The organism is Pseudomonas sp. LBUM1640, from assembly GCF_059716225.1.
Map to the genome: position 1 here is coordinate 4148649 of NZ_CP166816.1, position 25268 is coordinate 4173916.

The following is a 25268-nucleotide window of genomic DNA, read 5'->3' on the forward strand; positions in this document are numbered from 1 at the left end:
GCAAAGCACCCAACCCGCCGCGATCAAGCCTCCAACTTAGCTACCTGCTTGACCTGCTGGATATACCGCGCCACCGCCGGCGCTTTCTCAAAGCGCCGGTGAAGCAGCGACAGCCACGACGACGCCTCGCTGCCCTGAATACGGCGATAGACCACACCCGGCAGACTCACATGCCCGACCATCGACGCCGGCACCACCGCCACGCCCTGCCCTAACGACACCAGCGCCACCACCGCCACCAGCCCACCCGGTTGCGGCCCCAGGCGCGGAGCAAACCCGCCCTGAGCCGCAACATGCAGCGTGCCGCTGATTTGTTCCGGCAGGATAAACGTCTCGTTTTGCAGGTGCTCGCAGCCAATGGCCTTGAGCCCCAGCAGCCAGGAACCCTGTGGCAGCGCCAACACAAACCCTTCGCTGTCCAGGCGCACGGCGTCCACGCCGTCGGGCAAGGTCATGGGTGAGCGGATATAGCCGATGTCATAACGCCCGTCCGCCACCGCACTCGGCAACGTCGCCATCGGGCATTCGCGCACATTCACGCTCACATCGGGAAATGCCTGGCTGAATGCCTGCATCTGCCGCTGCAACACACCGGAGTACACCGCCGAGGCCACATAACCCAATTCGACATGGCCGATCTCGCCACGCCCGGCGCGCTGGGCATTGCGCTGGGCGAATTCGAATTGGCGCACGGTGGCTTCAGCCTCAATCAGCAATGCAGCGCCGGCTTCGGTCAGGCTGACTTCGCGTTGTTGGCGGATAAACAGGCGCGTACCCAGGCTGGCTTCCATGTCCTGGATTTGCCGGCTCAACGTCGGCGGCGCAATGCCCAATTGCTCGGCGGCGCGGGTGAAGTTGCGCTGACGGGCAACGGCCAGGAAGTAGCGGAAATGGCGGATTTCCATCGCAGGATTAGCTCAAAGGTAATGAAGTGCTTCAGGCCAGCTAACAAAAGGTGCAGCCGCTGGGAATAAGCTCAGGTTACATCCACATTAGAGAGCCCTTGCGATGGTCGTCAACCGCCTTTCCAGTATTGCCTGTAAGGTAATTAAACCATGAGCCGGGTCAGTCCACGCCTGACGCTGCTCACCGCCTCCGGCGTTTGTTCGCTGATCGTGCTCGACACCAATATCGTCGCCGTGACCCTGCCGAGCATTGCGCGCGACCTGGGCGCCAACTTCGCCGACATCGAGTGGGTGGTCAGCGCCTATATGCTCGCGTTCGCCGCGTTATTGTTGCCGGCCGGCAGCATCGCCGACCGTTTTGGCCGCAAGAAAACGCTGATCTGGGGCTTGAGCATTTTCATCCTGGCCTCCTTGGGCTGCGGCGCGGCGCCCACTGCACTGCTGCTGGACATCGCCCGCGCCGTCAAAGGTGTCGGCGCGGCCTTATTGCTGACGTCCGCCCTCGCCTCCATCGGCCATACCTTCCACGACGAAGTGGAACGCGCAAAAGCCTGGGCGTTCTGGGGCGCGTGCATGGGCGTGGCAATGACCGCCGCGCCCACCCTTGGCGGCTTGATCACCGAATACCTGGGCTGGCGCTGGATTTTCTACCTCAACCTGCCGGTGGGCCTGGGCTTGATGGCGCTGGTGTTGCGTGCGATTGCAGAGTCGCGCGACGCCCAGTCCGCGCGCCTTGATCCATGGGGCAGCCTGGCGTTCAGTGCAAGCCTGCTGTGCCTGATCTGGGGCTTGATCGAGGCTAATCGCATCGGCTGGGATAACCCGCTGACCTATGCTCGCCTGATCGGCGGCGCGGTGCTGCTGGGTGTGTTTGTCATCGTCGAACGTGTACAGCAACGGCCCATGGTGGACTTGCAACTGTTTGGCCACCCACGTTTTATCGGCGCCTTGCTGGGCATGTTTGCCTACGCCGGGTGCGCCCAAGTGATGATGACGTTGCTGCCGTTTTATCTGCAAAACGGCCTGGGTTTCTCTGCGATTGCCTCCGGCCTGGGTATGTTGCCGTTTGCGCTGACCATGCTGATCTGCCCACGCATCGGTGCGCGGCTGGCGGGGCGCTGCGCACCGGCGACGATGATGGCGGCCGGTTTGACGCTGGTCGGCTGCGGCAACCTGTTAAGCGCCTGGGCGGTGAATACCGGCGGCTATCTGCCCTTCGCCCTGGCGATTGCCGTGACAGGGGCCGGTGCAGGCCTGCTCAATGGTGATACGCAGAAAAACATCATGGCTTGCGTGCCACGGGACCGGGCGGGCATGGCCTCGGGCATGAGTACGACGATGCGCTTCAGCGCGATCATGTTGGCCATCGGCGTGTATGGGGCGTTACTGAGCAGCCATAGCGAGCAGTTGTTGCACGCCACTATCGACACGCAGTGGCAGGCTCAGGTGGCCGGTATTGCATCGCGGGTGGTGGCCGGTGATATGCCGGCAGCGATGGGCTTGTTGCCGCAGACGGCACGGGCGGCGGTGCAGCCGCTGGCACGGCAGGCCTTTGTGGGTGGATTCAGCGGCGTGTTGTGGGTGGCGGGGTTATTGGGGCTGCTGGGGGCGCTGGTGGTGGGGACTTTAATGAGGAAACCGATCCCCTCGGTACAACACCAGTCTTCCAGGCTGACTCAGAACTAAATGTGGGAGCGGGCTTGCTGTGGCGAGGGCGCTTGCTCCCGTTGACTGCGCAGCAGTCTCCGGCTTTTTAGGGGCGCTTCGCACCCCAGCGCAAGCAAGCTTGCTCGCCACAGCAAGCCCGCTCCCACAGGGGATTACCTGCCTATTCAGAATTGCTCACCAGAACCGCTGCTGGGTCAACCGGCTCCACCAGGTCAGCAGCACACGGTCCACCGAACCGCTGGCCGCCAGACCTACTCGCTCCTGCAGGCTTTTACGCTCGGCATAGTGCAGGTGGAACACCTCGGCGGTCTTGGCCTTGGTGGCCAGGTATTCATCGCTGGTTTGCAGCTCGTCGACCAGTTGCTTGTCGAGCGCCGCAACACCCAGCCACACTTCACCGGTCGCGACGTCATCGATTGCCAGCTGTGGACGGTAACGCGAGACGAAGTTCTTGAACAACTGATGAGTAATGTCCAGGTCTTCCTGGAACTTCTCGCGGCCCTTCTCGGTGTTTTCGCCAAACACGGTGAGGGTGCGTTTGTATTCACCGGCGGTCAGCACTTCGAAGTCGATGTCGTGCTTTTTCAGCAGGCGGTTGACGTTAGGCAATTGCGCCACCACGCCAATCGAACCGAGGATGGCAAACGGTGCGCTGATAATTTTCTCGCCAATGCACGCCATCATATAGCCGCCGCTGGCCGCGACCTTGTCGATGCACACGGTCAACGGCACGCCGGCCTGACGAATACGCGCCAGTTGCGAAGAGGCCAAACCGTAGCTGTGCACCATGCCGCCGCCGCTTTCCAGGCGCAGCACCACTTCGTCCTTGGGCGTGGCCAGGCTCAGCAGCGCGGTGATTTCATGGCGCAGGCTCTCGGTGGCCGAGGCCTTGATGTCGCCGTCGAAATCCAGCACGAACACCCGTGGCTTGGCCTCAGGCTTCTTCTTGCTGTTTTTCTTTTCGGTTTTGCTTTCGGACTTGCGCAAAGCCTTGAGCTGGTCCTTGTCGAGCAGGCTGGACTCCAGGCGCTCACGCAGGCCCTTGTAGAAATCATTCAGCTTGCTGACCTGCAACTGGCCTGCGGCTTTGCGACGGCCTTTGCTGCGCAGCGCCGCGAAGCTGATCAGTACCACCAGAATAGCGACCACCAGGGTGACGGTCTTCGCTAGAAAGCTCGCGTATTCAGCCAAAAAATCCATGTGTCTCCTTAATAATGCACGGCGCCAGGCGCGGATTGCCCAAGCATACCGACGCGATCGCCAGGCGACCAGTGCTCAAACCGCCAGCAGCCAAGCGCTCTAACGCACTTTTAAAACAAGCGTATGTTTTTTCATTGACAGCTCGCAGGCATCCTCATAACCTCGCCAGACTTTCAACGTACCGGGAAAACGGACGTGGGCAGCATTTATCTGATTCGACATGGCCAGGCCTCCTTCGGTGCAGACGACTATGACGTCCTGTCGCCCCTCGGCGTGGAACAGGCGCAAGTACTCGGCCGCCACCTGGCCGACCTGGGCCTTGCGTTCGACCGCTGCATCGCCGGCGACTTGCGCCGCCAGCAGCACACCGCCACGGCCACGTTCGATCAATACAGCGCCCTGGGCCTCGCGGTTCCGCCCTTGGAAACCGACCCGGCTTTCAACGAGTTCGACGGCGAGGCCATCATCCGCGCCCTGCTCCCTGACTTGCTCGCCAGCGAACCCCACGCCGTGGAGGTGCTGCGCAATGGCGCGCAGAACCGCAGCGAGTTCCAGCGCATCTTCGCCTTGATCATCGAGCGGTGGCTGGCCGGTACTTATGACCCACCGGGGCTGGAAAGCTGGCTGGGGTTTGTCGAGCGCGTACAAGGCGGCCTGCAACGGATTCTTGAAGCCGCCGACAATTCGCACAAGATCGCCGTGTTCACCTCCGGCGGCACCATCACTGCCCTGCTCCACCTGATTACCCGGATGCCTGCCGCCCAGGCGTTCGAACTGAACTGGCAAATTGTCAACACCTCGCTCAACCAGCTGAAATTCCGCGGTCGCGAGGTGGCACTGGCTTCCTTCAACAGTCATACCCACTTGCAACTGTTGAAGGCGCCGCAGCTCATCACTTTTAGATGAATTGCGGCCAACCGTGACCCCAAGGTCACTGGACTCTACCTTAAAGGATCGAAACCATGACTGACGTAGCCAAAGCTGTAGAAGCAATGAAAGCCAAATTCAACCCAGCCGCTGCCGACGGCCTGGACCTGGTGTTCGGTTTCCGTATCGACGACACCCAGAACTTTTCGCTGGTCGTGAAGAACAAAACCTGCGAACTGCTGGAAGGCGAAAACCCGGACGCCCAAGTGACCCTGGTCATGGACGGCGACACCATGAAAGGCATCGTCGACGGCTCCACCGACGGCATGCAGGCCTTCATGGGCGGCAAGCTGCGCACCGAAGGCGACATGATGCTGGCGATGAAGCTGAGCGAGCTGTTCCCGGCTTGATTCAAGGGCGACCTTGAATACCAATCCCGCCTTTACAGGCGGGATTTTTTTGCCTGTCATATCGTAAACAATGGAGTTCCAATGTGGGAGATGGCTTGCCTGCGATGGCCATCGGTATCTACACATCTTTTTTTATGGGTTGAGTGCTGTGGTTGTCGTGGGGGGCGCTGGGTACATATCCGTTATTTGGGTGATGGCCTCTATTGGTTCCGCTCTTACAGCGGGTCACTTTTGGAAAAGAGCCCCAAAAGTAACCAAAAGGGCTCTTGCCCCACCACTCGGCACCTCGCCTCCGGCTCGGTGTGCCCTCTCTCCGGCATTACTCCGCGGGCCGCCGCGACGGGCCGTCCCTGCCCCGTCGCGGCTAAACCGGCGTCCTGCCGGTTTACCCGCTCCGTAATACCTGCGTTCGGCCAGCGTGGTTTAACGGGGCGCCTAAGATCAAAATCAAGATCAAGATCTACAGCACGGCGGCCTAGTAGCCGACCTGAGTGGTTGAATCGAAAGCAAAAGCAGAGGCGGCCTGACAGCCGACCTCGGTTAAATGTGGGAGGGGGCTTGCTCTCGATGGCGGTGTGTCAGTCAGCTCATTTGTAACTGGCCCACCGCATTCGCGAGCAAGCCCGCTCCCACATTTTGGATCGCAGTGCATCAGGTAGATGTGTGTACTCGGTCAAAGGTGGGAGCTGGCTTGCCTGCGAAGGCATCAACTCGGTGTACCTGATGTACCGAGGTGTCTGCATCGCAGGCAAGCCAGCTCCCACAGAAAAGCAGCTCTGCTTCTGATCTGTTTTTGCTGTGCTGTTGCCCTGCTTCTCCCACATTTTGAGCTCAGTACATCAGGTAGATGTGTGTACTCGGTCAAAGGTGGGAGCTGGCTTGCCTGCGAAAGCATCACCTGGGTATGCCTGATGTACCGAGGTGTCTGCATCGCAGGCAAGCCAGCTCCCACAGAAAAGCAGCTCTGCTTCTGATCTGTTTTTGCTGTGCTGTTGCCCTGCTTTTGCTTCAACCACTCAGGTCGGCTACTAGGCCGCCGTGCTCCCACATTTGGAGCTCAGTACATCAGGTAGATGTGTGTACTCGGTCAAAGGTGGGAGCTGGCTTGCCTGCGAAAGCATCACCTGGGTATGCCTGATGTACCGAGGTGTCTGCATCGCAGGCAAGCCAGCTCCCACAGAAAAGCCGGTCGATGGTGTTGCTCAGGTTTTCGGCTGCAGCAACAACGCCACCAACGCACTCCACCCGGTCTGATGAGATGCGCCTAGCCCACGCCCGGTCTCGCCATGAAAATACTCATGGAACAACACTAGATCACGGCTGGCCGGGTCCGCCTCCAGCTGCGCATACCCCGCCATCGACGGCCGCAGACCGTCTTCATCCCTCAGAAACAAGCGTGTCAGTCGCAGGCTCAGTCCGTCAGCAACCTCCTCCAAGGACGCCAGATAACCACTGCCCGTCGGGTACTCCACCGAGAAGTTATCCGCGTAATACCGATGAAACTCATGCAGCGATTCGATCAACATATAGTTCACCGGCATCCACAACGGCCCGCGCCAATTGGAGTTGCCGCCGTACAAGCGCGAGTCGGACTCGCCCGGCTGATAACGCGCGCACAGCGTGTCGCCATTCATCTTCAGCGCCAGCGGCTGTTCGGCAAACGCCTTGGACAAGGAGCGCACGCCAAAGGCTGACAGGAACTCATTGTCATCGAGCATGCGCCGCAGCAGATCCTTGGTTCGCTCGCCACGCAACAGCGCCAGCAACAGGCGATTGCCCTGCCCCGGTTCGTTCCAGCGTGACACCAACTTGGCCAGGTCCGGCCGGTGATGCATGAAACCTAGCAACCGTTCACGCAAGCCTTCCAGGCCTTCATGCTCGCGCTGCTCCAGCACCAGCACCGCAAACAACGGCATCAGGCCGACGATAGAGCGCAGGCGCACCGGCTCGTTCTGGCCGTCGGGGCGGTGCAGCACATCGTAGAAGAACAGGTCCTGCTCATCCCACAGGCCTTCGGCGCTGTCGTCGACGCGGTTGATGGCGCCAGCGATATACAGGAAGTGTTCGAAAAACTTCACCGCAATGTCGACGTAGACGACATTGCGCTTGGCCAGCTCCAGCCCGATTCGCATCAGGTCCAGCGCATAGGCCGCAACCCACGCCGTGCCGTCGGCCTGATCCAGCTGGTAGCCCGGCGGCAAGGTGGCCGAGCGGTCGAACAAGGCGATATTGTCCAAGCCCAGAAAGCCGCCCTGGAACAGGTTGCGGCCCTCGGCATCCTTGCGGTTGACCCACCAGGAAAAATTCAACAGCAACTTATGGAAAATCCGCTCGAGAAAATCCATGTCGCCGACACCGGTCAGCGCCTTGTCTTGCTGATACACCCGCCAACTGGCCCAGGCGTGCACAGGCGGGTTGGCGTCGTCGAAACGCCATTCATACGCCGGCAACTGGCCGTTGGGGTGCATGAAGCGGTCCTTCACCAACAGTAACAACTGCTGCTTGGCATACCCCGGATCAATCAGCGCAATTGCCACCGCTTGAAAGCCCTGGTCCCAGGAGGCATACCACGGGTACTCCCAGGTGTCGGGCATGGAGAGGATGTCGAAGTTGGACAGGTGCCGCCAATGGGTATTGCGGATATGCAGGCGCTCGGGCGGCGGCGCGGGCTGGGCCGGGTCGCCATCGAGCCATTGGTTTACATCAAAGTAATAGAGCTGTTTGGACCACAACAACCCGGCCAGGGCCTGGCGCTGCACATTGCGTGCGTCTGCGTCGGCAATGCCGTGTTGCAGCGCCGCGTAGAACCCATCGGCCTCCTCCCGGCGCTGTTCAAACAGCTTGCGTGCATTGACCTCGGGCGCATCCGTGGGCGCAAACCGCAGGTACAGGGTTTTGCTTTCCAGGCCCGAGAGCTCGAGGATGAAGCGCGCGGCGACCTTGGTGCCCGCGTCGCGACGAATCGCCGATTGCACGCCGCCCACCACATAATCGTTGATGCCGTCCTTGAACGGCCCTGGCGCCGGCTGCCCATCCAGCCGGGGCAAATTGCTCTCGTTTTCGCAGAACAACCATTCCACACCGTCCTGCCCCCAGGCGCTGAGGTGGCGGTCGGAAAGCTCATGATGACGGGCCAGCACGTGCGCGCCGTCCAGGCGCAGTTGCGGCTTGGGTGCGTCAGCGGTCCAGCTCCAGTCATTGCGCGCCCACACTTGGGGCAGAACCTGCAGGCGCGTCGGCTGGTCCGAGCGGTTATGCACGGTAACCCGCATGAAAATATCGTCGGGCTGGTGCTTGGCGTATTCGACGCTGACGTCGCAATAGCGGTTGTCTTCGAACACGCCGGTGTCGAGGATCTCGTACTCGGCATCCTCAAGCCCACGACGGGCGTTTTCAGTGGTCAGGTCGGCGTAGGGAAAGGCGGCATGCGGGTATTTGTAGAGCATGCGCATGTAGGCATGGCTCGGTACGCCATCGACGAAAAAGTACAGTTCCTTGACGTCTTCACCGTGGTTGCCCTCGGCGTTGTTCAGGCCGAACAGGCGCTCCTTGATGATCGGGTCGCGCTCGTTCCACAGCGCCAGGCCCAGGCACCAGCGTTGCGCCTTGTCGCTGAAACCGGCCAGGCCATCTTCGCCCCAACGGTAGGCGCGACTGCGCGCGTGTTCATGCGGGAAGTACGCCCAGGCATCGCCGTCGGCGCTGTAGTCTTCACGCACCGTGCCCCATTGGCGTTCACTCAGGTACGGGCCCCACTCGCGCCAACGCTCGGCCTCTGGCGTTGCCAGGCGCTGGCCTTCAATCGTTTCAAGGATGTGGTTTGCGGGCGTGGCCGTCATCGGTTCCTCCATCACTGACACAGTGAGGGGCAGTGTAAAACCCATCCACGCCAGGATGCACATGAAGACCAATCAACGCGCAAAAAAAAACAGCAGGCCGCGGCGTACGCGACCTGCTGTTTTTACCACGCGTTCTTAGAAGATCGCGTAGGTGTAGTTGAAGATCAGGCGAGTTTGATCCTGATCCGCAGTACCGGTGTTGTGGCCGTGGTAAGTACCTGTGCGGAAGGTGGTGCCAAAGCCTTTGAGCGGGCCTGCCTGTACGACGTAATCCAGGCGGAAGTCGGTTTCGTTTTCTTTCTGGTCAGGACCGCCAGCCACCTTGGACTTGATGTCCGTACCGTCCAGGTAAGCCACGGACGCTTTCAGGCCAGGTACATAGGCCTTGAAGTCATACGAGTACTGACCAAAATTGACCTGCTCGCCCGCACGGGAGAACTGGCCCACCACGGCGTCGGTGAACAGGTAGAAGTCGCTGCCGCCTGCGCCTTGTTGTTGTGGGTCGGCGAGGCTGCCCTGGTTGACCCAGACAAAGCCGCCATCGTCGCTCACGCCGATGTGGCCGAGCATCAAGCTGCTGCCGCCCAACTGGTAGGTGAACGCGGCGCTGTAGGTTTTGTTGTCGACTTCGCCAGCGTGCTTGGCGTAGCCGCCGTTGTTGTTGAAGGCATAGCCGGCCGAGCCGTTTTTACCGTCGCTGGTGCTGTCGAAGTAGCGCAGGTCGGTCTTGAACGATTGGTCATTGCCCAACGGCAGCACGTGGACCAGGCCGAAATAGTTCTGTTTGTAGAAGTCTTCCAGGTCGGCGTAGTAGTACTGCAGCGTCAGGTTTTTAGCAATGGCATTGTCAGACGAGCCAAAAGGTTTGTAGTCCACACCACCGAACTTGAAGCTGTCACTGTCGCGGGTGGCGCCGGCCACGCTCAAGCCTGTCGAGTTGCTGGAGGCACGGCCTTCGGCCTTGTTCAGCTCACCGCCGGTGAAGGTCACGTTTGGGATGTCATTGGAGGTAAGGATGCCGCCGTCAAAGGTCTGCGGCGCCACACGGCTGTCGTTGGAGACCAGGATAGGCAGCACCGGGGCCAAACCACCGCCGAGGTGCAACTCAGTCTGGGAAATACGGAACTTCACGTTGCCGGCTGCGCGACCGAAACTGTCGGCAGGTTCGGTGCCGTTGTTTTTGGTCGGGAAGAAGCTGTTGCCGTTACCCGCCAGGCCCGGGCCTGCGGTGTGGCCATCGCCACCGTCCAGGCGCAGGGCGCCGAACGCCATGACGTCGAAACCGACGCCAAGGGTGCCTTGGGTGTAGCCGGATTTGTAGTCGAAGCGCAGCAATGTGGCGGCTTCGCGCAGATCGTTGTTGGTCCCCGAGCGGTTGTCCGCGCTGTAGTACATGGTCCGCGAACTGATCGCAGCATGGCTGTCTTCAACAAAGCCACTGTGACCTGTGCCCGTGCCCAGAGAGCCGAGCCCAAAATCATCAGCGCAGGCTTGTTGCGCGAGCAATGCCGCGGTGATGGATAACGCCAGTGTAGAAATTTTCATGTGTAACGGCCCCTAAACATATTTTTATGTGCGTTGTGTGCAAAACGGCGTTTTCATCCCTACAAACGTGACGATTGTTTCATGAGGACCGGGGCGCACCTCGTGAAGAATTTGTTAGGAAAGGCGGCTCGAAAATGAAATTTCTCAGCCGTGGGTTTTTGTCATATTTTCGTCATTTCATTCATTTGCAGAATGAAGTCCTGAGGATTCTTCGTTTGCCAGACTGTCGACAGCCCAACAAAATCCAGAGAAAGGCCACACCCTCTCCACAGTGTTCAGGAATTTTTCTATGCCAAGCGCCGCATACGTCAGCCCCGACGAGATTCGCAAAGACTTTTCCAAGGCCATGTCCGACATGTACCGAGATGAAGTCCCACTTTACGGCGCGCTGATTGAGCTGGTGGCCGAGACCAACGCCCAGGTGTTGGCCAGTGAATCGAGCCTGGCCCAGCAGTTGCGACGCACGGGTGAAATCGATCGACTGGACATGGAACGCCACGGCGCCATCCGCCTGGGCACCGCCTTTGAGCTGGCAACCATCAGCCGCTTGTTTGCGGTGATGGGCATGCAACCCGTGGGCTACTACGACTTGACCCCGGCTGGCGTGCCGGTGCATTCCACCGCCTTTCGCGCCGTGCATGAACGCTCACTGCAATCCAGCCCGTTCCGGGTGTTTACCTCGCTGCTGCGCCTGGAATTGATCGAAAACCTCGAACTGCGCGCCTTCGCCGACAGCGCCCTGGCCAAGCGCAAGATCTTCACCCCAGGCGCGCTGGCGCTGATCGAACAAGCCGAACGCGACGGCGGCCTCAATACCCAGGACGCCGGCGAATTCGTCCGCCAAGCCTTGGAGACCTTCCGCTGGCACCACACCGCTACCGTCACAGGCCAGCAATACCAGCAACTGAGCGACCAGCACCGCCTGATCGCCGACGTGGTCGCGTTCAAAGGCCCGCACATCAACCACCTGACCCCGCGCACCCTGGACATCGATCAGGTGCAGGCGGCCATGCCCGGTAAGGGCATCACTCCTAAAGCGGTGATCGAAGGACCGCCGCGCCGTCTGTGCCCGATCCTGCTGCGCCAGACCAGCTTCAAGGCCCTCGACGAGCCCATCGCCTTCATTGATGCAAAAGGCAGCCACAGCGCGCGCTTCGGCGAGATCGAACAACGTGGTGTCGCGCTGACGCCTAAAGGCCGCGCCCTCTACGACCAACTGCTGAACGCCGCGCGCGACGAACTGGGCGCTTTTCCGAATGAGGCCAACGCCGCGCGTTATGTGCAATTGATGGAACAGCACTTCGAGGCTTTCCCCGATAACCACACACAGATGCGTGAACAGGAGCTCGCGTATTTCCGTTACTTCGCTACCGAGCAAGGCCTGGCGGCACGCGGCCACGCCGATCAGCCGCGTACGTTGGGCGCGCTGATTGCTGCCGGCCATGTGGCTGTGGAGCCGTTGGTGTATGAGGATTTTCTGCCGGTGAGTGCGGCGGGGATATTTCAATCGAACCTGGGGGATGCCGCGCAGAGTCACTATGCGGCCAATTCGAATCAGGCGGAGTTCGAAAAGGCTCTGGGCCGCCGGACGATTGATGAGCTGAAACTGTATGGCGAAACGCAGCAGCGCTCTATAGATGAATGTCAGGCGCTGCTGGCATGAAATGAGAGTGCCCGCCCGGCTCACCAGCGCAATCCTTGCGCCGCAACAGTCCCCAGAGCCGGGTGGACGGGGCGCATCTTAAACAGTGAAAAGCGCCCTGTCCCTCAGACAATTCTGAACAAATGTGTCCGCGCCCTGTAGGAGCGCGGACGTTCATTTAGCCCAAGTGCTGCACAATCTCGTCTTTAACCAACAGGCGCTTCTCCTTCAGCTTTCTCAGCTCCTCATCGCTGCCAGCTGCCTTTTCAGCAGTCACCACCAATTCATCGACGGTTTTGTATTTCTCAAACAGGGCGTTCAGGTGTGGATTCTTCGCCCGGCACTCGTCGACTTTTTCCTTACTCAGACCCAGGTCCTGAAGCAGGTCGTGTTTCACTGGCATGGAGTACCTCCGCAAGTTGATCAATGGCCTACGCTCTTGAAGCTAGCCCATTCCAAGGGGTGTTGTCATGTCCGAGGTCAATGCATCCCCGTTCGTCGCCAGGCGGGCGATGGGATCAAACCTTTGCCGCGCCCTGCCCTCCACAGTAGATCGCCACCCGAGGGAGAACGGTTTCATGACTCACGCTGCCACTGCTGTCGACACCCAATGCATCAACACCATTCGCACCCTGGCCATGGATGCCGTGCAGAAGGCCAATTCCGGCCACCCAGGCACGCCCATGGGCCTGGCGCCGGTGGGCTACACGCTGTGGAGCCGGTTCCTGCGTTACCACCCCCAGCATCCCGATTGGCCTAACCGTGACCGCTTTGTGTTGTCGGTGGGGCATGCATCGATGCTGCTGTACTCGCTGCTGCACTTGGCCGGCGTGGTGGAGATTGATGCCCACGGCAAACGCTCCGGCCAGGCGGCGATCAGCCTGGACGATATCAAGCAGTTCCGGCAGATCAGCTCCAAGACCCCGGGCCACCCTGAGTACCGCATGACCACCGGCGTTGAAACCACCACCGGCCCGTTGGGCCAGGGCTGCGCCAACAGTGTGGGCATGGCCATGGCTGAGCGTTGGCTGGGCCAGCGGTTCAACCGCGACAACAAGGTGCTGTTCGACTACAACGTCTACACCCTGTGCGGTGACGGCGACATGATGGAGGGCATCAGCAGCGAAGCGGCATCGATGGCCGGGCACTTGAAGCTGGATAACCTGTGCTGGATCTACGACAACAACACCATCAGCATCGAGGGCCACACTGAGCTGGCCTTCAGTGAGGATGTGATCAAGCGTTTCCAGGCCTACGGCTGGCACACCTTGCACGTCACCGATGCCAATGACTTACAGGCCTTGAGCACCGCTCTGGAAACGTTCAAGGCCAATACCGGCGCGCCAACTTTGATTGTGGTCGACAGCGTGATCGGCTATGGCTCACCGCACAAACACAACACCGCCGCCGCCCATGGCGAGCCGTTGGGCGCAGATGAAATCCGCCTGACCAAGGCCGCATATGGCTGGCCCGAGGACTCCAGCTTCCTGGTGCCCGATGAGGCCCGCACCGTGCTGCGTGATGCGCTGCTGGAACGCAGCCAACCGCTGTATGACGAATGGACGCGCCACCTGTCGCAGCTCGAACAGTACGAGCCGGAACTGGCGGATGAGTTGCGCCGCATGCGTGCAGGCGAAATGCCCGAGCATTGGCAAAATGAGTTGCCCCACTTCGACACCGACGCCAAGGGCGTGGCCAGCCGTGCAGCGGGTGGCGAGGTGCTGAATGCCTTTGCCCAGCATATCCCCTGGTTGCTGGGCGGTTCGGCGGACTTGTCGCCGTCGACCAAGACCAATCTCACTTTCGACGGCGCAGGGCGTTTCAGTGCTGACGACTACAGCGGACGCAACCTGCACTTCGGCATCCGCGAGCATGCGATGGGCGCGATTGCCAACGGCATGGCGCTGTCGTACCTGCGGCCCTACACCTCGACGTTTCTGGTGTTCAGCGACTATATGAAGCCACCGATTCGGCTGGCGGCGATCATGGAGTTGCCAGTGGTGTTTGTGTTTACCCATGACTCGATTGGCGTGGGTGAGGACGGGCCGACGCATCAACCTGTCGAGCACCTGACGCAACTGCGCGCGACGCCGGGGCTGCTGACCCTGCGGCCGGGTGATGCCAACGAAACGCTGGAACTGTGGAAGGTTGCACTGGCGCAAACGCATCGGCCGAGTTGCGTGGTGTTGTCGCGCCAGGCATTGCCGACGCTGGATCGTACGAAATATGCCGCAGCGTCCGGCGCAGCCAAGGGCGCTTACGTGTTGACGGGCGGCGAAAACCCTAAGGTTCTGCTGTTGGCGACGGGCAGTGAAGTCAGCCTGGCGGTGGCGGCTTATGAACAGTTGAAAGGCGAAGGGATTTCGGCGCAGGTGGTGTCGATGCCGAGCTGGGAGCTGTTTGAAGAACAGGACCAGGCCTACCGCGACAGCGTGTTGCCACCCAACGTGAAGGCGCGGGTCGTGGTGGAACAAGCCGGCCCACTGGGTTGGGACCGTTATGTCGGGCAGACTGGGGCCAAGGTGGTGATGAACAGCTTTGGCGCGTCGGCGCCGTTGCCGAAGTTGCAGGAGAAGTTTGGGTTCACGGCTGAGAATGTGGTGAGGCTGGCGAAGGAGCAGATTCAACTGACTCAATAGTGATCAAAACTGTGGGGGTTGGCTTGCCTGCGATAGCGGCCTGTCAGCCACTACTGTGTTGACTGATGTATCGTCATCGCAGCATAGGTATCTACACAGCTTTTTTACGAATTGAATTTTGCGGGTGTCGTGGGGGGCGCTGGGTACATATCCGTTATTTTTGTGATGGCTTGTATTGGTTCCGCCCTTACGGCGGGTCACTTTTGAAAAGAGCCCAAAAGTAACCAAAAGGCTCTTGCCCCACCACTCGGCACCTCGCCTCCGGCTCGGTGTGCCCTCACGCAGGCTTTGGAGCGGGGGCCGCCGCGATGGGCCATCCTTGGCCCAGCGCGGCTAAACCGGCGTCCTGCCGGTTTACCCCCGCTCCAAAGCCTGCGTTCGGCCAGCGTGGTTTAACGGGGCGCCTAAGATCAAAATCAAGATCAAAATCTACAGCACGGCGGCCTAGTAGCCGACCTGAGTGGTTGAATCAAAAGCAAAAGCAGAGGCGGCCTGACGGCCGACCTGATCTTGGAAGCTGAACTGGGTTAAATGTGGGAGGGGCGGTGCGACGGTTCGACTTGCTCCCGATGGCGGTGTGTCAGTCAGCTCATTTGTAACTGACACACCGCATTCGCGAGCAAGCCCGCTCCCACATTTTGAGCTCAGTACATCAGGTAGATGTGTGTACTCGGTCAAAGGTGGGAGCTGGCTTGCCTGCGAAGGCATCAACTGGTTATGCCTGATGTACCGAGGTGTCTGCATCGCAGGCAAGCCAGCTCCCACAGAAAAGCAGCTCTGCTTCTGATCTGTTTTTACTGTGCTGTTGCCCTGCTTCTGCTTCATGGCGGTGTGTCAGTTGATGTATCTGGTGAATGGCCCACCGCATTCGCGAGCAAGCCCGCTCCCACATTTTGAGCTCAGTACATCAGGTAGATGTGTGTACTCGGTCAAAGGTGGGAGCTGGCTTGCCTGCGAAGGCATCAACTGGTTATGCCTGATGTACCGAGGTGTCTGCATCGCAGGCAAGCCAGCTCCCACAGAAAAGCAGCTCTGCTTCTGATCTGTTTTTACTGTGCTGTTGCCCTGCTTCTGCTTCATGGCGGTGTGTCAGTTGATGTATCTGGTGAATGGCCCACCGCATTCGCGAGCAAGCCCGCTCCCACATTTTGAGCTCAGTACATCAGGTAGATGTGTGTACTCGGTCAAAGGTGGGAGCTGGCTTGCCTGCGAAGGCATCACCTGGCTATGCCTGATGTACCGAGGTGTCTGCATCGCAGGCAAGCCAGCTCCCACAGAAAAGCAGCTCTGCTTCTGATCTGTTTTTGCTGTGCTGTTGCCCTGCTTTTGCTTCAACCACTCAGGTCGGCTACTAGGCCGCCGTGCTCTTGCTTTTGATCTTGATCTGACAGGCCCCGTTAACCACGATGGCCGAACGCAGGCTTGAATCCGTGGGTAACCCGGCAGGACGCCGGGTTAGCCGCGCTGGGCCAAGGATGGCCCATCGCGGCGGCCCACGGATTCAAGCCGGAGTGCGGGCATGCCGAGCCTAAGCGAGGCACCGAGTGGTGGGGCAAAGACCTTTTGGTTACTTTTGGGGCGTTTGCCAAAAGTGACCCGCTGTAAGAGCGGAACCATACGAAGCCGTTACCGCAGCAACGGATATGTACTCAATCTACCTAACCCCGTCACAGGCAAGCCAGCTCCCACAGTCGATAGGCAGCGACGATCAGGCCAACTCTCGGGCAAGAAACGCCGCAGTCCGGCTGGTTTTGCTCTTAGCCACCTTCTGCGGCGTGCCACTGGCAACCACTTTCCCGCCCAAATCCCCAGCCCCCGGCCCGATATCAATCACCCAGTCACTCTGCGCCACCACGCGCATCTCGTGCTCCACAACCACCACCGTGTGCCCCGCCTCCACCAGATGATTGAGCTGGCTGAGCAAGCGGTCCACATCGCGTGGATGCAACCCGGTCGTCGGCTCATCCAGCACATACAAGGTGGCGCCGCGCGCATTACGTTGCAGCTCGGTCGCCAACTTGATGCGTTGCGCTTCACCGCCCGACAGCTCCGTCGCCGGCTGGCCCAGGCGCAAATACCCCAAGCCGATATCGCGCAGCACCTGCAATGAGCGCGACACGCCAGGCTGTTCGGCAAACACCTCCACCGCCTGTTCCACCGTCAGCCCCAACACCTGGGCAATGTTCAAGCCCTGCCATTTGATCGCCAGGGTGTCAGGGTTGTAGCGCGCCCCGTGGCACGTCGGGCATGGCGCATACACGCTGGGCATAAATAGCAGCTCAACGCTGACAAACCCCTCGCCTTCGCAATTGCTGCAGCGGCCTTTGGCGACATTGAAGGAAAACTGCCCGGCGTCATAGTCGCGCTTCTTCGCGGCCGGCGTGGCGGCGAACAGCTTGCGCACGTTGTCGAACAGCCCGGTGTAGGTCGCAAGGTTGGAGCGCGGCGTACGGCCGATGGGTTTCTGGTCCACCTGCACCAGACGGCGGATGTGTTCCAGCCCGGCACTGATACGCCCACCGCTGGTTTGCGGGGTGTCGTCTTCCAGGCTGGGTTCCTCGTCACGTTCGACCACGCGCCCAAGGCCCATGCCCACCAGTTCCAGCAATGCCTGGCTGACCAGGCTGGACTTGCCCGAGCCGGAAATTCCGGTCACCGCCGTGAAGCAGCCCAACGGGAAATCCACGCTCAGGTCCTTGAGGTTATTACGCGTTACGCCTTCGAGTTTCAGCCAGCCGGAAGGCTCACGGCGCGACGGGTTCGCAGGGCGCCGCTCGGCGAACAAATATTCACGCGTCTGCGAGGCCTCGACCTGCGCCAACCCGGCAGGCGGGCCGCTGTACAGCACTTGCCCGCCATGCTCACCGGCAGCCGGCCCCACGTCGATCAGCCAGTCGGCGCGGCGCATGGTTTCCAGGTCGTGCTCCACCACAAACAGCGAATTGCCCGCGCCTTTCAAACGCTCGAGCGCGGTGAACAAGGCTTCGCCATCTGCCGGGTGCAGGCCTGCCGAGGGTTCATCCAGTACATAGATGACGCCGAACAATTGCGAGCCCAATTGCGTGGCCAGCCGCAGGCGCTGCAGCTCCCCGGACGACAACGTCGGCGTGCTGCGCTCCAGGGACAAATAGCCCAGGCCCAACTCGGTCAAGGTGCTGACCCGCTCAAGCAAATCCTGGGCGATGCGTTGGGCGGCAAGACGCTTTTCTACCGACAGTTTCATTTTGTCCTGCCCCGCCGCGACCGGCCGCAGCAGCTCGGCCAGTTGCGACAGCGACAGTTGCGACAACTCACCAATATCCACCCCGGCAAACTTCACCGACAGCGCCGCTTTGGTCAGCCGTTTGCCGTCGCATAACGGGCAGGCGCTGCCCTGCATGAACTGCGCGACGCGCTTTTTCATCAGTGCGCTTTGGGTGTGGGTGAAGGTGTGCAGGATATAGCGCCGCGCGCCGCTGAACGTGCCCTGGTAGCTCGGTTCGAGCTTGCGTTTCAGGGCGTCACGGGTCTGCTGCGGGGTGAAACCGGCGTACACCGGCACGGTCGGGGTTTCTTCGGTGAACAGGATCCAGTCGCGCTGTTTTTTCGGCAGCTCGCGCCAGGGGATATCCACGTCATACCCAAGCGTCACCAGGATGTCGCGCAGGTTCTGCCCTTGCCACGCCAACGGCCAGGACGCCACCGCACGCTGGCGGATGGTCAGGCTGGGGTCGGGCACCATCAGCGCCTCGGTCACTTCGTACACCCGGCCCAGGCCATGGCATTGCGGGCACGCGCCCTGAGGCAGGTTCGGCGAAAAATCCTCGGCGTACAGCATTGCCTGCCCCGACGGGTAACTGCCGGCGCGGGAGTACAACATACGGATCAGGCTCGACAACGTGGTAACGCTGCCCACCGAAGAACGCGCACTCGGCGTGCCGCGCTGCTGTTGCAGGGCCACGGCCGGTGGCAGGCCTTCGATGGCGTCCACATCCGGCACGCCGACCTGGTCGATCAGGCGCCGCGCATACGGCGCCACCGATTCGAAATAGCGGCGCTGGGCCTCGGCATACACGGTGGAAAACGCCAAGGACGACTTACCGGAACCCGAGACGCCGGTGAATACCACCAGGGCATCCCGAGGAATGTCCACATCGACGTTGCGCAAGTTATGTTCGCGGGCGCCGCGCACCCGTACAAAGCCTGAGTGCTGGCCGGTGATCGGCGGAAAGTTGCGCTGTGAAGTCATGGAAAACCTTATCGAACAGTGAGCACGCTGCGCACCCTTTGTGTCAGGGCTTCGGGGCTGTAGGGCTTGCTCAGCAGATGAATGTCGGGGCTCAGCAGGTGATTGCTGGAGAGAATGTCGCGGGTGTGGCCAGAGGTAAACAACACCGCCACTGGCGGCACCTGGGCGCGGGCCCAGTCGGCCAAGTCAGTACTTTTGACCCGACCGGGCATCACCACGTCGGTAAAAATCAGGTCCGGCTGCACGCCGCTCTGCAACGCTTGCATCGCGCGGTCGCCGTCTTCGGCGGTGAGGACGGTGTAGCCCGACTGCTCGAGCAGCTCCACCACCGTCACCCGTACATCAGCGTTGTCCTCCACCACCAGGATCGTCTCCTGGCCACCCGCTTGCGGCTCGGGCTCAGCGTGGCTGTCCGGGTACTCCTCGCCAAGGCTGCGCGGAAAGTACATCTGCACCACCGTGCCTTTGCCTTCCTCGCTCCACACCTCGACATGGCCACCGCTTTGGCGCACAAAACCAAACACCATGCTCAGGCCAAGACCGGTGCCATGGCCCTCGCGCTTGGTGGTGAAGAACGGCTCGAACACCCGCGCCAGGATCGCCGCCGGCATGCCTACACCGATATCCGTAACGGCCAGGCGTACGTACTCGCCCGGCAGGATACTTTTACCTGCGCAGTCGTCGGGGTTGAGGATGATGTTCTCACCGGTAATCCGAATCACGCCCTCGCCCTGCATGGCATCGCGGGCATTGATCGCCAGGTTGAGCAGTGCGTTTTCCAGCTGGTTGCGGTCGACGTTGATGCACCAGGAGTCCTGGGGCAATTGCACATCGATATGGATGGTTTCACCCAGCGCACGCTGCAGCAGCTCGCCCAACCCTGCGTAGATGCGCTGGGGGTTATAGACGGCCGGCGACAAGGGTTGGCGGCGAGCAAACGCCAGCAGTTGCGACGACAGTTTGGCGCCGCGCTCCACTGCCGCAATAGCGGCCGCGACCCTCCGCTGTACCTGGGCATTTTCCGGTTCATGCCGGGCCAACAAGTGCAGGTTGCCGGCGATCACTTGCAGCAGGTTATTGAAGTCATGGGCCACGCCACCGGTCAGCCCGCCGATGGCTTCGAGCTTTTGTGATTGGCGCAATTGGGCTTCGGCGGCGGAACGCGCCTGCACTTCGGCGGCCACGCGTTGTTCCAGGTTATGAGTCAATTCCTGGCGCACGCGTTCGGAGTGCACATGGGCGGTGGTTTCCACCACAATCGCCAGGACGCCGGCCGGTTGTTGATTATCCCCGGCGACGGGGCTGTAGTAGAGGTTCATCCAGACATCTTCCGGCTGGCCATTGCGCAGCAGCACCAGCGCCTTGTTGTTATACGACAAGGTGCCGCCGGCCAGGCAGGTGTCGAGCACATGCCGGTTGAACTCGGCCACTTCCGGCCAGCCCTGCTCCACGGGTGTACCCAGCAGATACGGATGCCGCCCACCGGCAAACACCGAATAGCTGTCGTTATAGATCATGTACCCCGTTTGCCCCCACAGCATCACCATCGGCATGGGTGATGCCAACAGCATTTGCACGGCGCTGACCAGGCTGGCGGGCCAGGCGTTGATCGGGCCGAGGTCGGTGGCCGACCAATCGAAGGCGCGGATCCGCTGGGCCATTTCACCGCCCCAGCCTTCGCAGCCATGGGTGTTGGATAAAAAGTGCATCAATTGGCTCGTGGCGAAGAGAAGGATGGAGTCGTGGCGCAGTCCCACTGATAAAAACTTGGAGCCTTGCAGCAATAAATCGTTTCATTGCATATAGCTCATCCGTGGAGACCTGAGCAACTCCCCTCAGTGAAAATCCCGGCTGCGCACATTAATCCCCTCCAGCAGCGGCGTCAGGTCGGTCAGGCGCCCGGCAATCAAATGGCGCACCTCGCCTACCGCTTCCCAACGCCCATCGACTTTCAATAGTCGCGAACCGACCAACGCCTGGCGCTGACGTTCGGCCAGATCACGCCAGACCACCACATTGAGGTTACCGAACTCGTCTTCCAGAGTGACAAAGGTCACCCCACTGGCGGTGCCCGGGCGTTGCCGGCCGGTGACCAGACCGGCGACACTGACATTGCGCCCATGCTCTACCGCCATCAGCTCAAGGGAGCTGCGGCAGCGGCGCTTGCGCAATTCATCGCGCAACAGTGCCAACGGATGCGGGCCGAGGGTGGTGCCGAGCGTGGCGTAGTCGGCGTGCAGGTCCTCGCCCACCGTGGGGGCCGGCAGCTCCACCGCCGCTTCGTCAGGGCTGGGCAGGCCAGCGAACAAGCCAAGCTGTTTATGCACGCCCGCCACTTCCCAACGCGCCTTGTGCCGGTTGCCCGTCAAGGCGCGCAAGGCGCCCGAGTCCGCCAACAGTGCCTGGGCGCGCGCATCCAGCCCGGCGCGTTCGTCGAGGTCGGCAATGTCGCTGAATGCGCGGCGCTGGCGGGCCGCCTCGATGCGCCGCCCATCGTCTTCGCGAAACCCCGCGATCATGCGCAAGCCCATGCGAATCGCCGGTTGCTGGCCGTCGATGGGTTCCAGGCTGCAATCCCAATCACTGGCCAGCACATCCACCGGGCGAATCTGCAAGCGATGACGTCGCGCGTCTTGCAGGATCTGGTCCGGGCTGTAGAAGCCCATGGGCCAGCTGTTGATCAGCGCACAAGCAAAGGCCGCCGGCTCATGGCATTTGAGCCAGCAACTGGCATAGGTGAGCAAGGCAAAACTGGCCGCGTGGGACTCGGGGAAACCATAGCTGCCAAAGCCTTTGATCTGCTCGAAGATCTGCGCGGCAAATGCCTCGCTGTAGCCGTTTTTAAGCATGCCGGTGCGCAGGCGTTCCTGATGCGGTTCAAGCCCGCCGTGGCGCTTCCAGGCGGCCATGGAGCGGCGCAACTGGTCCGCCTCGCCGGGGCCGTAGTCGGCGGCGACCATGGCGATCTGCATGACCTGTTCCTGAAACAGCGGCACGCCCAAGGTGCGTTCCAGCACCGCCTGCAGTTGCGGTGACGGATAAGTCGTCGGCTCTTCTTTATTACGCCTGCGCAGGTACGGATGCACCATGCCGCCCTGGATCGGCCCGGGCCGCACGATGGCAACCTCGATCACCAGGTCATAGAAGGTTTGCGGCTTGAGCCTGGGCAGCATCGACATCTGTGCCCGCGACTCGATCTGGAACACGCCGACGGTGTCAGCTTTGCTGATCATCGCGTAAGTCGCGGCGTCTTCCTTGGGGATGGTCGCCAGGGTCAAGTCCAGGTGGCGGTGACGGCGCAGTAAATCGAAGCAGCGGCGGATCGCGCTGAGCATGCCCAAGGCGAGAATATCCACCTTGAGCAGGCCGACGGCGTCGAGGTCGTCCTTGTCCCACTGGATAATGGTGCGCTCGGCCATCGCCGCGTTTTCCACCGGCACCAAGGTGTCCAGCGGGTATTCGGAAATCACAAAGCCGCCCGGGTGCTGGGACAAGTGCCGGGGAAAGCCGATCAATTGCTGGGTGAGTGTGAGCACGCGACGCAGGATCGGGCTTTGCGGGTCAAAGCCGCCTTCGCGCAAGCGCTCTAACGGCGGCGCATCTTCACTCCAGCGCCCGCAGCATTCAGCCAAGGCGTTGATCTGGTCCGGCGGCAAGCCGAGGGCCTTGGCCACATCGCGCACCGCGCCGGCCGCGTGATAGCTGCTGACCACCGCCGTCAAGGCCGCGCGGGTGCGGCCGTAGCGTTGGAACACGTACTGCAGCACTTCTTCGCGGCGTTCGTGTTCGAAGTCGACGTCGATATCCGGCGGTTCGTTGCGCTCCTTGGACAGGAAGCGCTCGAACAGCATGCTCGTCAGGCTCGGGTCGATCTCGGTGATGCCCAAGGCAAAACACACCGCCGAGTTGGCCGCCGAGCCGCGCCCCTGGCACAGGATCGAACGGCTGCGAGCGAAGCGCACGATGTCGTGCACCGTGAGGAAATAACTTTCGTAGCCCAGTTCACTGATCAGCGCCAGTTCATGGTTGATCTGCTGCAAGGTCTTGGCGTCGACACCCTGCGGCCAGCGCTGGGCGATGCCTTCTTCGGTGAGCTGGCGCAACCAGGATTTCGCATCCTGGCCTTCGGGCACCAGTTCGCGCGGGTAGTGGTAACGCAACTGACTCAAGTCGAAGGTGCAGCGCCGCGCGATGGCCAGGGTTTCGTCGAGCAAGGCTTGCGGGTACAGCGCGGCCAGTGCGTCGAGGCTGCGCAGGTGCCGCTCGCCATTGGGGTGCAGGCGCGTGCCGGCGTCGGCCACCGTGACGTGATGGCGGATGGCGGTCATGGTGTCTTGCAGGGCGCGGCGGCCGCGCGCATGCATATGCACATCAGCGCAGGCCACCGCAGGAATGTTCAGGCTGGCGGCCAGGGCCAGGCGTTGCGCCAGATAACGCGCATCATCCTGGCCGCAATGCAGGTGCACCGCCAGCCACAGGCGTTCGGCAAACGTGCGGCGCAGCCATTGGATCGAGGCTTGGGTGTCGCTGTCTTCGGCTACCCACAGCGCCAGCAGACCGGGCAACGGTTGGTCGAAGTCTTCTTGCAGCAGGCGATAGCGGCCTTTTTCGGCGCGGCGTCGGGCCACGGTGATGAGGCGGCACAGGTGCTGGTAGCCGGTAAGGTCTTCTACCAGCAACACCAGTTTGGGACCGTTCTCGATGCGCATCTCGCTGCCGATAATCAGCGGCAAATCCACCGCCTTTGCCGCCTGCCAGGCACGCACGATGCCCGACAACGTGCATTCGTCGGTGATCGCCAAGGCGCTATAGCCCTGGCGCTTGGCGCGCTCGAACAATTCCAGCGCACTGGACGCGCCGCGCTGAAAACTGAAATTGGACAGGCAATGCAGCTCGGCGTAGCTCATGCAAACCAGCCTTGCAGCCACAGCCCGTCGTTTTGCCCGACGCTGCGATAGGCCCAGCCTTGCTGCCCGGCCCGGGTTTGGATCAGGTAATAGTCGCGGCGGATATCCGCGCCATCCCACCAGCCGGATTCGATGCGCTCCGGGCCCATCAGAATCTGTACGCCGTGTTCGGCCAGCAAGGTCGGTTCGTGCAGCAACCAGCCGGGGCGCTGCACCTTGTTCAAGGTGGGGCACGCACGGTTATCGGCGGCCGCTTGCCAGGCGCATTCGGGACGGTGGTCGGCATGAAAGCGCAGGCCTTGCACCGCCTCATCGCCAAGGCGTGCGCGCAGGCGTTCGCGCAGTTGCTCCCAGGGCAAGGTCTGTTGTGGGCGGTCGTCGAACAGGTCCTGGCGCTGCGGCACGAATACCGGCAGGTCTTGGGCCACCAGGCGAAAGCCGCGTACCGGTGAGGTGACTTGCACGTGCTCGAGGCGGCCGCGGGCCAGCTCGAACAGCATCGCCGGTTCGCGCTCGGCGCTGAGCAGGCCGACCTTGATCACACTGTCGGGCGCCTGGGCGTGTTCCAGGTGCAGGTCGAAACGCTGCACGCCACTGTCGCGCCCGCAAAGGAAAGCGGACAGGTCACCGGTCAAGCGGCGTAACGGAAACAACAGCGCCTGGTGGGATTGCACGTCGAAATTCAGCTCGATGCGCACATCGAACTGGTCCGGTGGCTGATAGAACGCCAGGGCCAGCGGGCGTTGCCCGGTCAGCGTATCCAGGTGCTTAAGCACGCTGGCGTCAAAGCGGCGCGCCAGGGTATGCCGGGGCAACGCCTGCACTTGGGCCAGGCTGCGCAAGCCCATGCGCGACAAGGCGGTGGCGGCTTGCGGGTCAAGGCCGGCGCGCTCAATCGGCAGTGGCGCCAGGGCTTGCATCAATGCCGTGTCATCGGCCACGGCCAGGCCATCGTAAATATTCGCCAGCACGCGCGCCGCCGCCGGGTTGGGTGCGGCGACGATACGGTGGCCAAACCCCAGCTCGGTCAACTCCTTGCGCAACCGCGCCTCGAACTGCGGCCATGGCCCGAACAGGCCCAGGCTTGATTCGATCTCGAACAGCAAGGCACGCGGGTAATACAGGCTGACCTGGGAGCTGAAACGGTAGGCCCAGGCCGCAAGAAACTGCTGCCAGCGCTCGATCTGCGCGGGGTCGTATTCGGCGCTGGCGAAAGTCTTGGCCAGCGCATGCGCCGCCGTCAGCGATTGCCCGGGGCGCAGGCCCAAGGCACGGGCGGCCGCATTGACGGTTTGCAGCACACGGCGCTGCGGCGTGCCGGCCAGCAGTGCGAGGGGTTGGTCCGGCTCGGGGTGCAGGCGCTGCACCCCGTCCAGCGCCAATTGCGGGAACACAATACACACCCAGCGCATGGCAAC

General features: G+C 61.4%; 14 protein-coding genes. 5 read left to right on the forward strand and 9 right to left on the reverse strand.

Annotation, left to right across the window (positions count from 1 at the left end):
• Window positions 1-23: 23 nt before the first annotated feature.
• Complete coding sequence (locus ACA065_RS18240; protein WP_497690901.1) at window positions 24-905, reverse strand: LysR family transcriptional regulator; 882 nt, start codon at window positions 903-905, stop codon at window positions 24-26.
• 150 nt (window positions 906-1055) lie between these two features.
• On the opposite strand from ACA065_RS18240, the gene ACA065_RS18245 reads away from it, so the two are divergent.
• Complete coding sequence (locus ACA065_RS18245; RefSeq protein WP_497690902.1) at window positions 1056-2591, forward strand: MFS transporter; 1536 nt, start codon at window positions 1056-1058, stop codon at window positions 2589-2591.
• Window positions 2592-2747: 156 nt separating this feature from the next.
• On the opposite strand, the gene sohB is transcribed toward ACA065_RS18245, so the two are convergent.
• Window positions 2748-3773, reverse strand: coding sequence for a protease SohB (gene sohB / locus ACA065_RS18250; protein WP_497690903.1), 1026 nt, complete (start codon window positions 3771-3773; stop codon window positions 2748-2750).
• Window positions 3774-3968: 195 nt separating this feature from the next.
• Here sohB and ACA065_RS18255 point away from each other — a divergent pair, with 195 nt between their 5' ends.
• Both ACA065_RS18255 and ACA065_RS18260 read left to right on the forward strand, forming a co-directional pair.
• A complete protein-coding gene (locus ACA065_RS18255; protein WP_497690904.1) occupies window positions 3969-4679 on the forward strand; it encodes a histidine phosphatase family protein in 711 nt (236 codons plus the stop codon).
• A gap of 56 nt (window positions 4680-4735) precedes the next feature.
• Entirely contained in the window at window positions 4736-5050 is a 315-nt protein-coding gene (locus ACA065_RS18260) for an SCP2 sterol-binding domain-containing protein (protein WP_214498926.1), read from the forward strand.
• Window positions 5051-6252: 1202 nt separating this feature from the next.
• Here ACA065_RS18260 and ACA065_RS18265 read toward each other — a convergent pair.
• Window positions 6253-8889, reverse strand: a complete 2637-nt coding sequence (locus ACA065_RS18265; RefSeq protein WP_497690905.1) for an MGH1-like glycoside hydrolase domain-containing protein — start codon at window positions 8887-8889, stop codon at window positions 6253-6255.
• A gap of 135 nt (window positions 8890-9024) precedes the next feature.
• Entirely contained in the window at window positions 9025-10434 is a 1410-nt protein-coding gene (locus ACA065_RS18270; RefSeq protein ID WP_497690906.1) for an OprD family outer membrane porin, read from the reverse strand.
• Window positions 10435-10723: 289 nt separating this feature from the next.
• Here ACA065_RS18270 and hglS point away from each other — a divergent pair, with 289 nt between their 5' ends.
• On the forward strand, window positions 10724-12097 hold the full coding sequence (gene hglS, locus ACA065_RS18275; protein ID WP_497690907.1) for a 2-oxoadipate dioxygenase/decarboxylase HglS: 1374 nt from the start codon (window positions 10724-10726) through the stop codon (window positions 12095-12097).
• 157 nt (window positions 12098-12254) lie between these two features.
• Here hglS and ACA065_RS18280 read toward each other — a convergent pair whose 3' ends face one another.
• Window positions 12255-12479, reverse strand: coding sequence for an HP1242/YdcH family protein (locus ACA065_RS18280; RefSeq protein ID WP_497690908.1), 225 nt, complete (start codon window positions 12477-12479; stop codon window positions 12255-12257).
• A gap of 175 nt (window positions 12480-12654) precedes the next feature.
• Between ACA065_RS18280 and tkt the strand changes: the two genes are divergently transcribed.
• Window positions 12655-14715, forward strand: coding sequence for a transketolase (gene tkt, locus ACA065_RS18285; protein ID WP_497690909.1), 2061 nt, complete (start codon window positions 12655-12657; stop codon window positions 14713-14715).
• A gap of 1708 nt (window positions 14716-16423) precedes the next feature.
• On the opposite strand, the gene uvrA is transcribed toward tkt, so the two are convergent.
• From uvrA to ACA065_RS18305, 4 genes are all read right to left on the reverse strand, one after another.
• Complete coding sequence (gene uvrA, locus ACA065_RS18290; protein WP_497690910.1) at window positions 16424-18943, reverse strand: excinuclease ABC subunit UvrA; 2520 nt, start codon at window positions 18941-18943, stop codon at window positions 16424-16426.
• Between the two features lie 8 nt (window positions 18944-18951).
• Window positions 18952-20652, reverse strand: coding sequence for an ATP-binding protein (locus tag ACA065_RS18295; protein WP_497690911.1), 1701 nt, complete (start codon window positions 20650-20652; stop codon window positions 18952-18954).
• 126 nt (window positions 20653-20778) lie between these two features.
• Complete coding sequence (locus ACA065_RS18300; RefSeq protein WP_497690912.1) at window positions 20779-23871, reverse strand: error-prone DNA polymerase; 3093 nt, start codon at window positions 23869-23871, stop codon at window positions 20779-20781.
• Entirely contained in the window at window positions 23847-25262 is a 1416-nt protein-coding gene (locus ACA065_RS18305; RefSeq protein ID WP_497690913.1) for a Y-family DNA polymerase, read from the reverse strand. The genes ACA065_RS18300 and ACA065_RS18305 overlap by 25 nt, the downstream gene beginning before the upstream one ends.
• Window positions 25263-25268 lie beyond the last annotated feature (6 nt).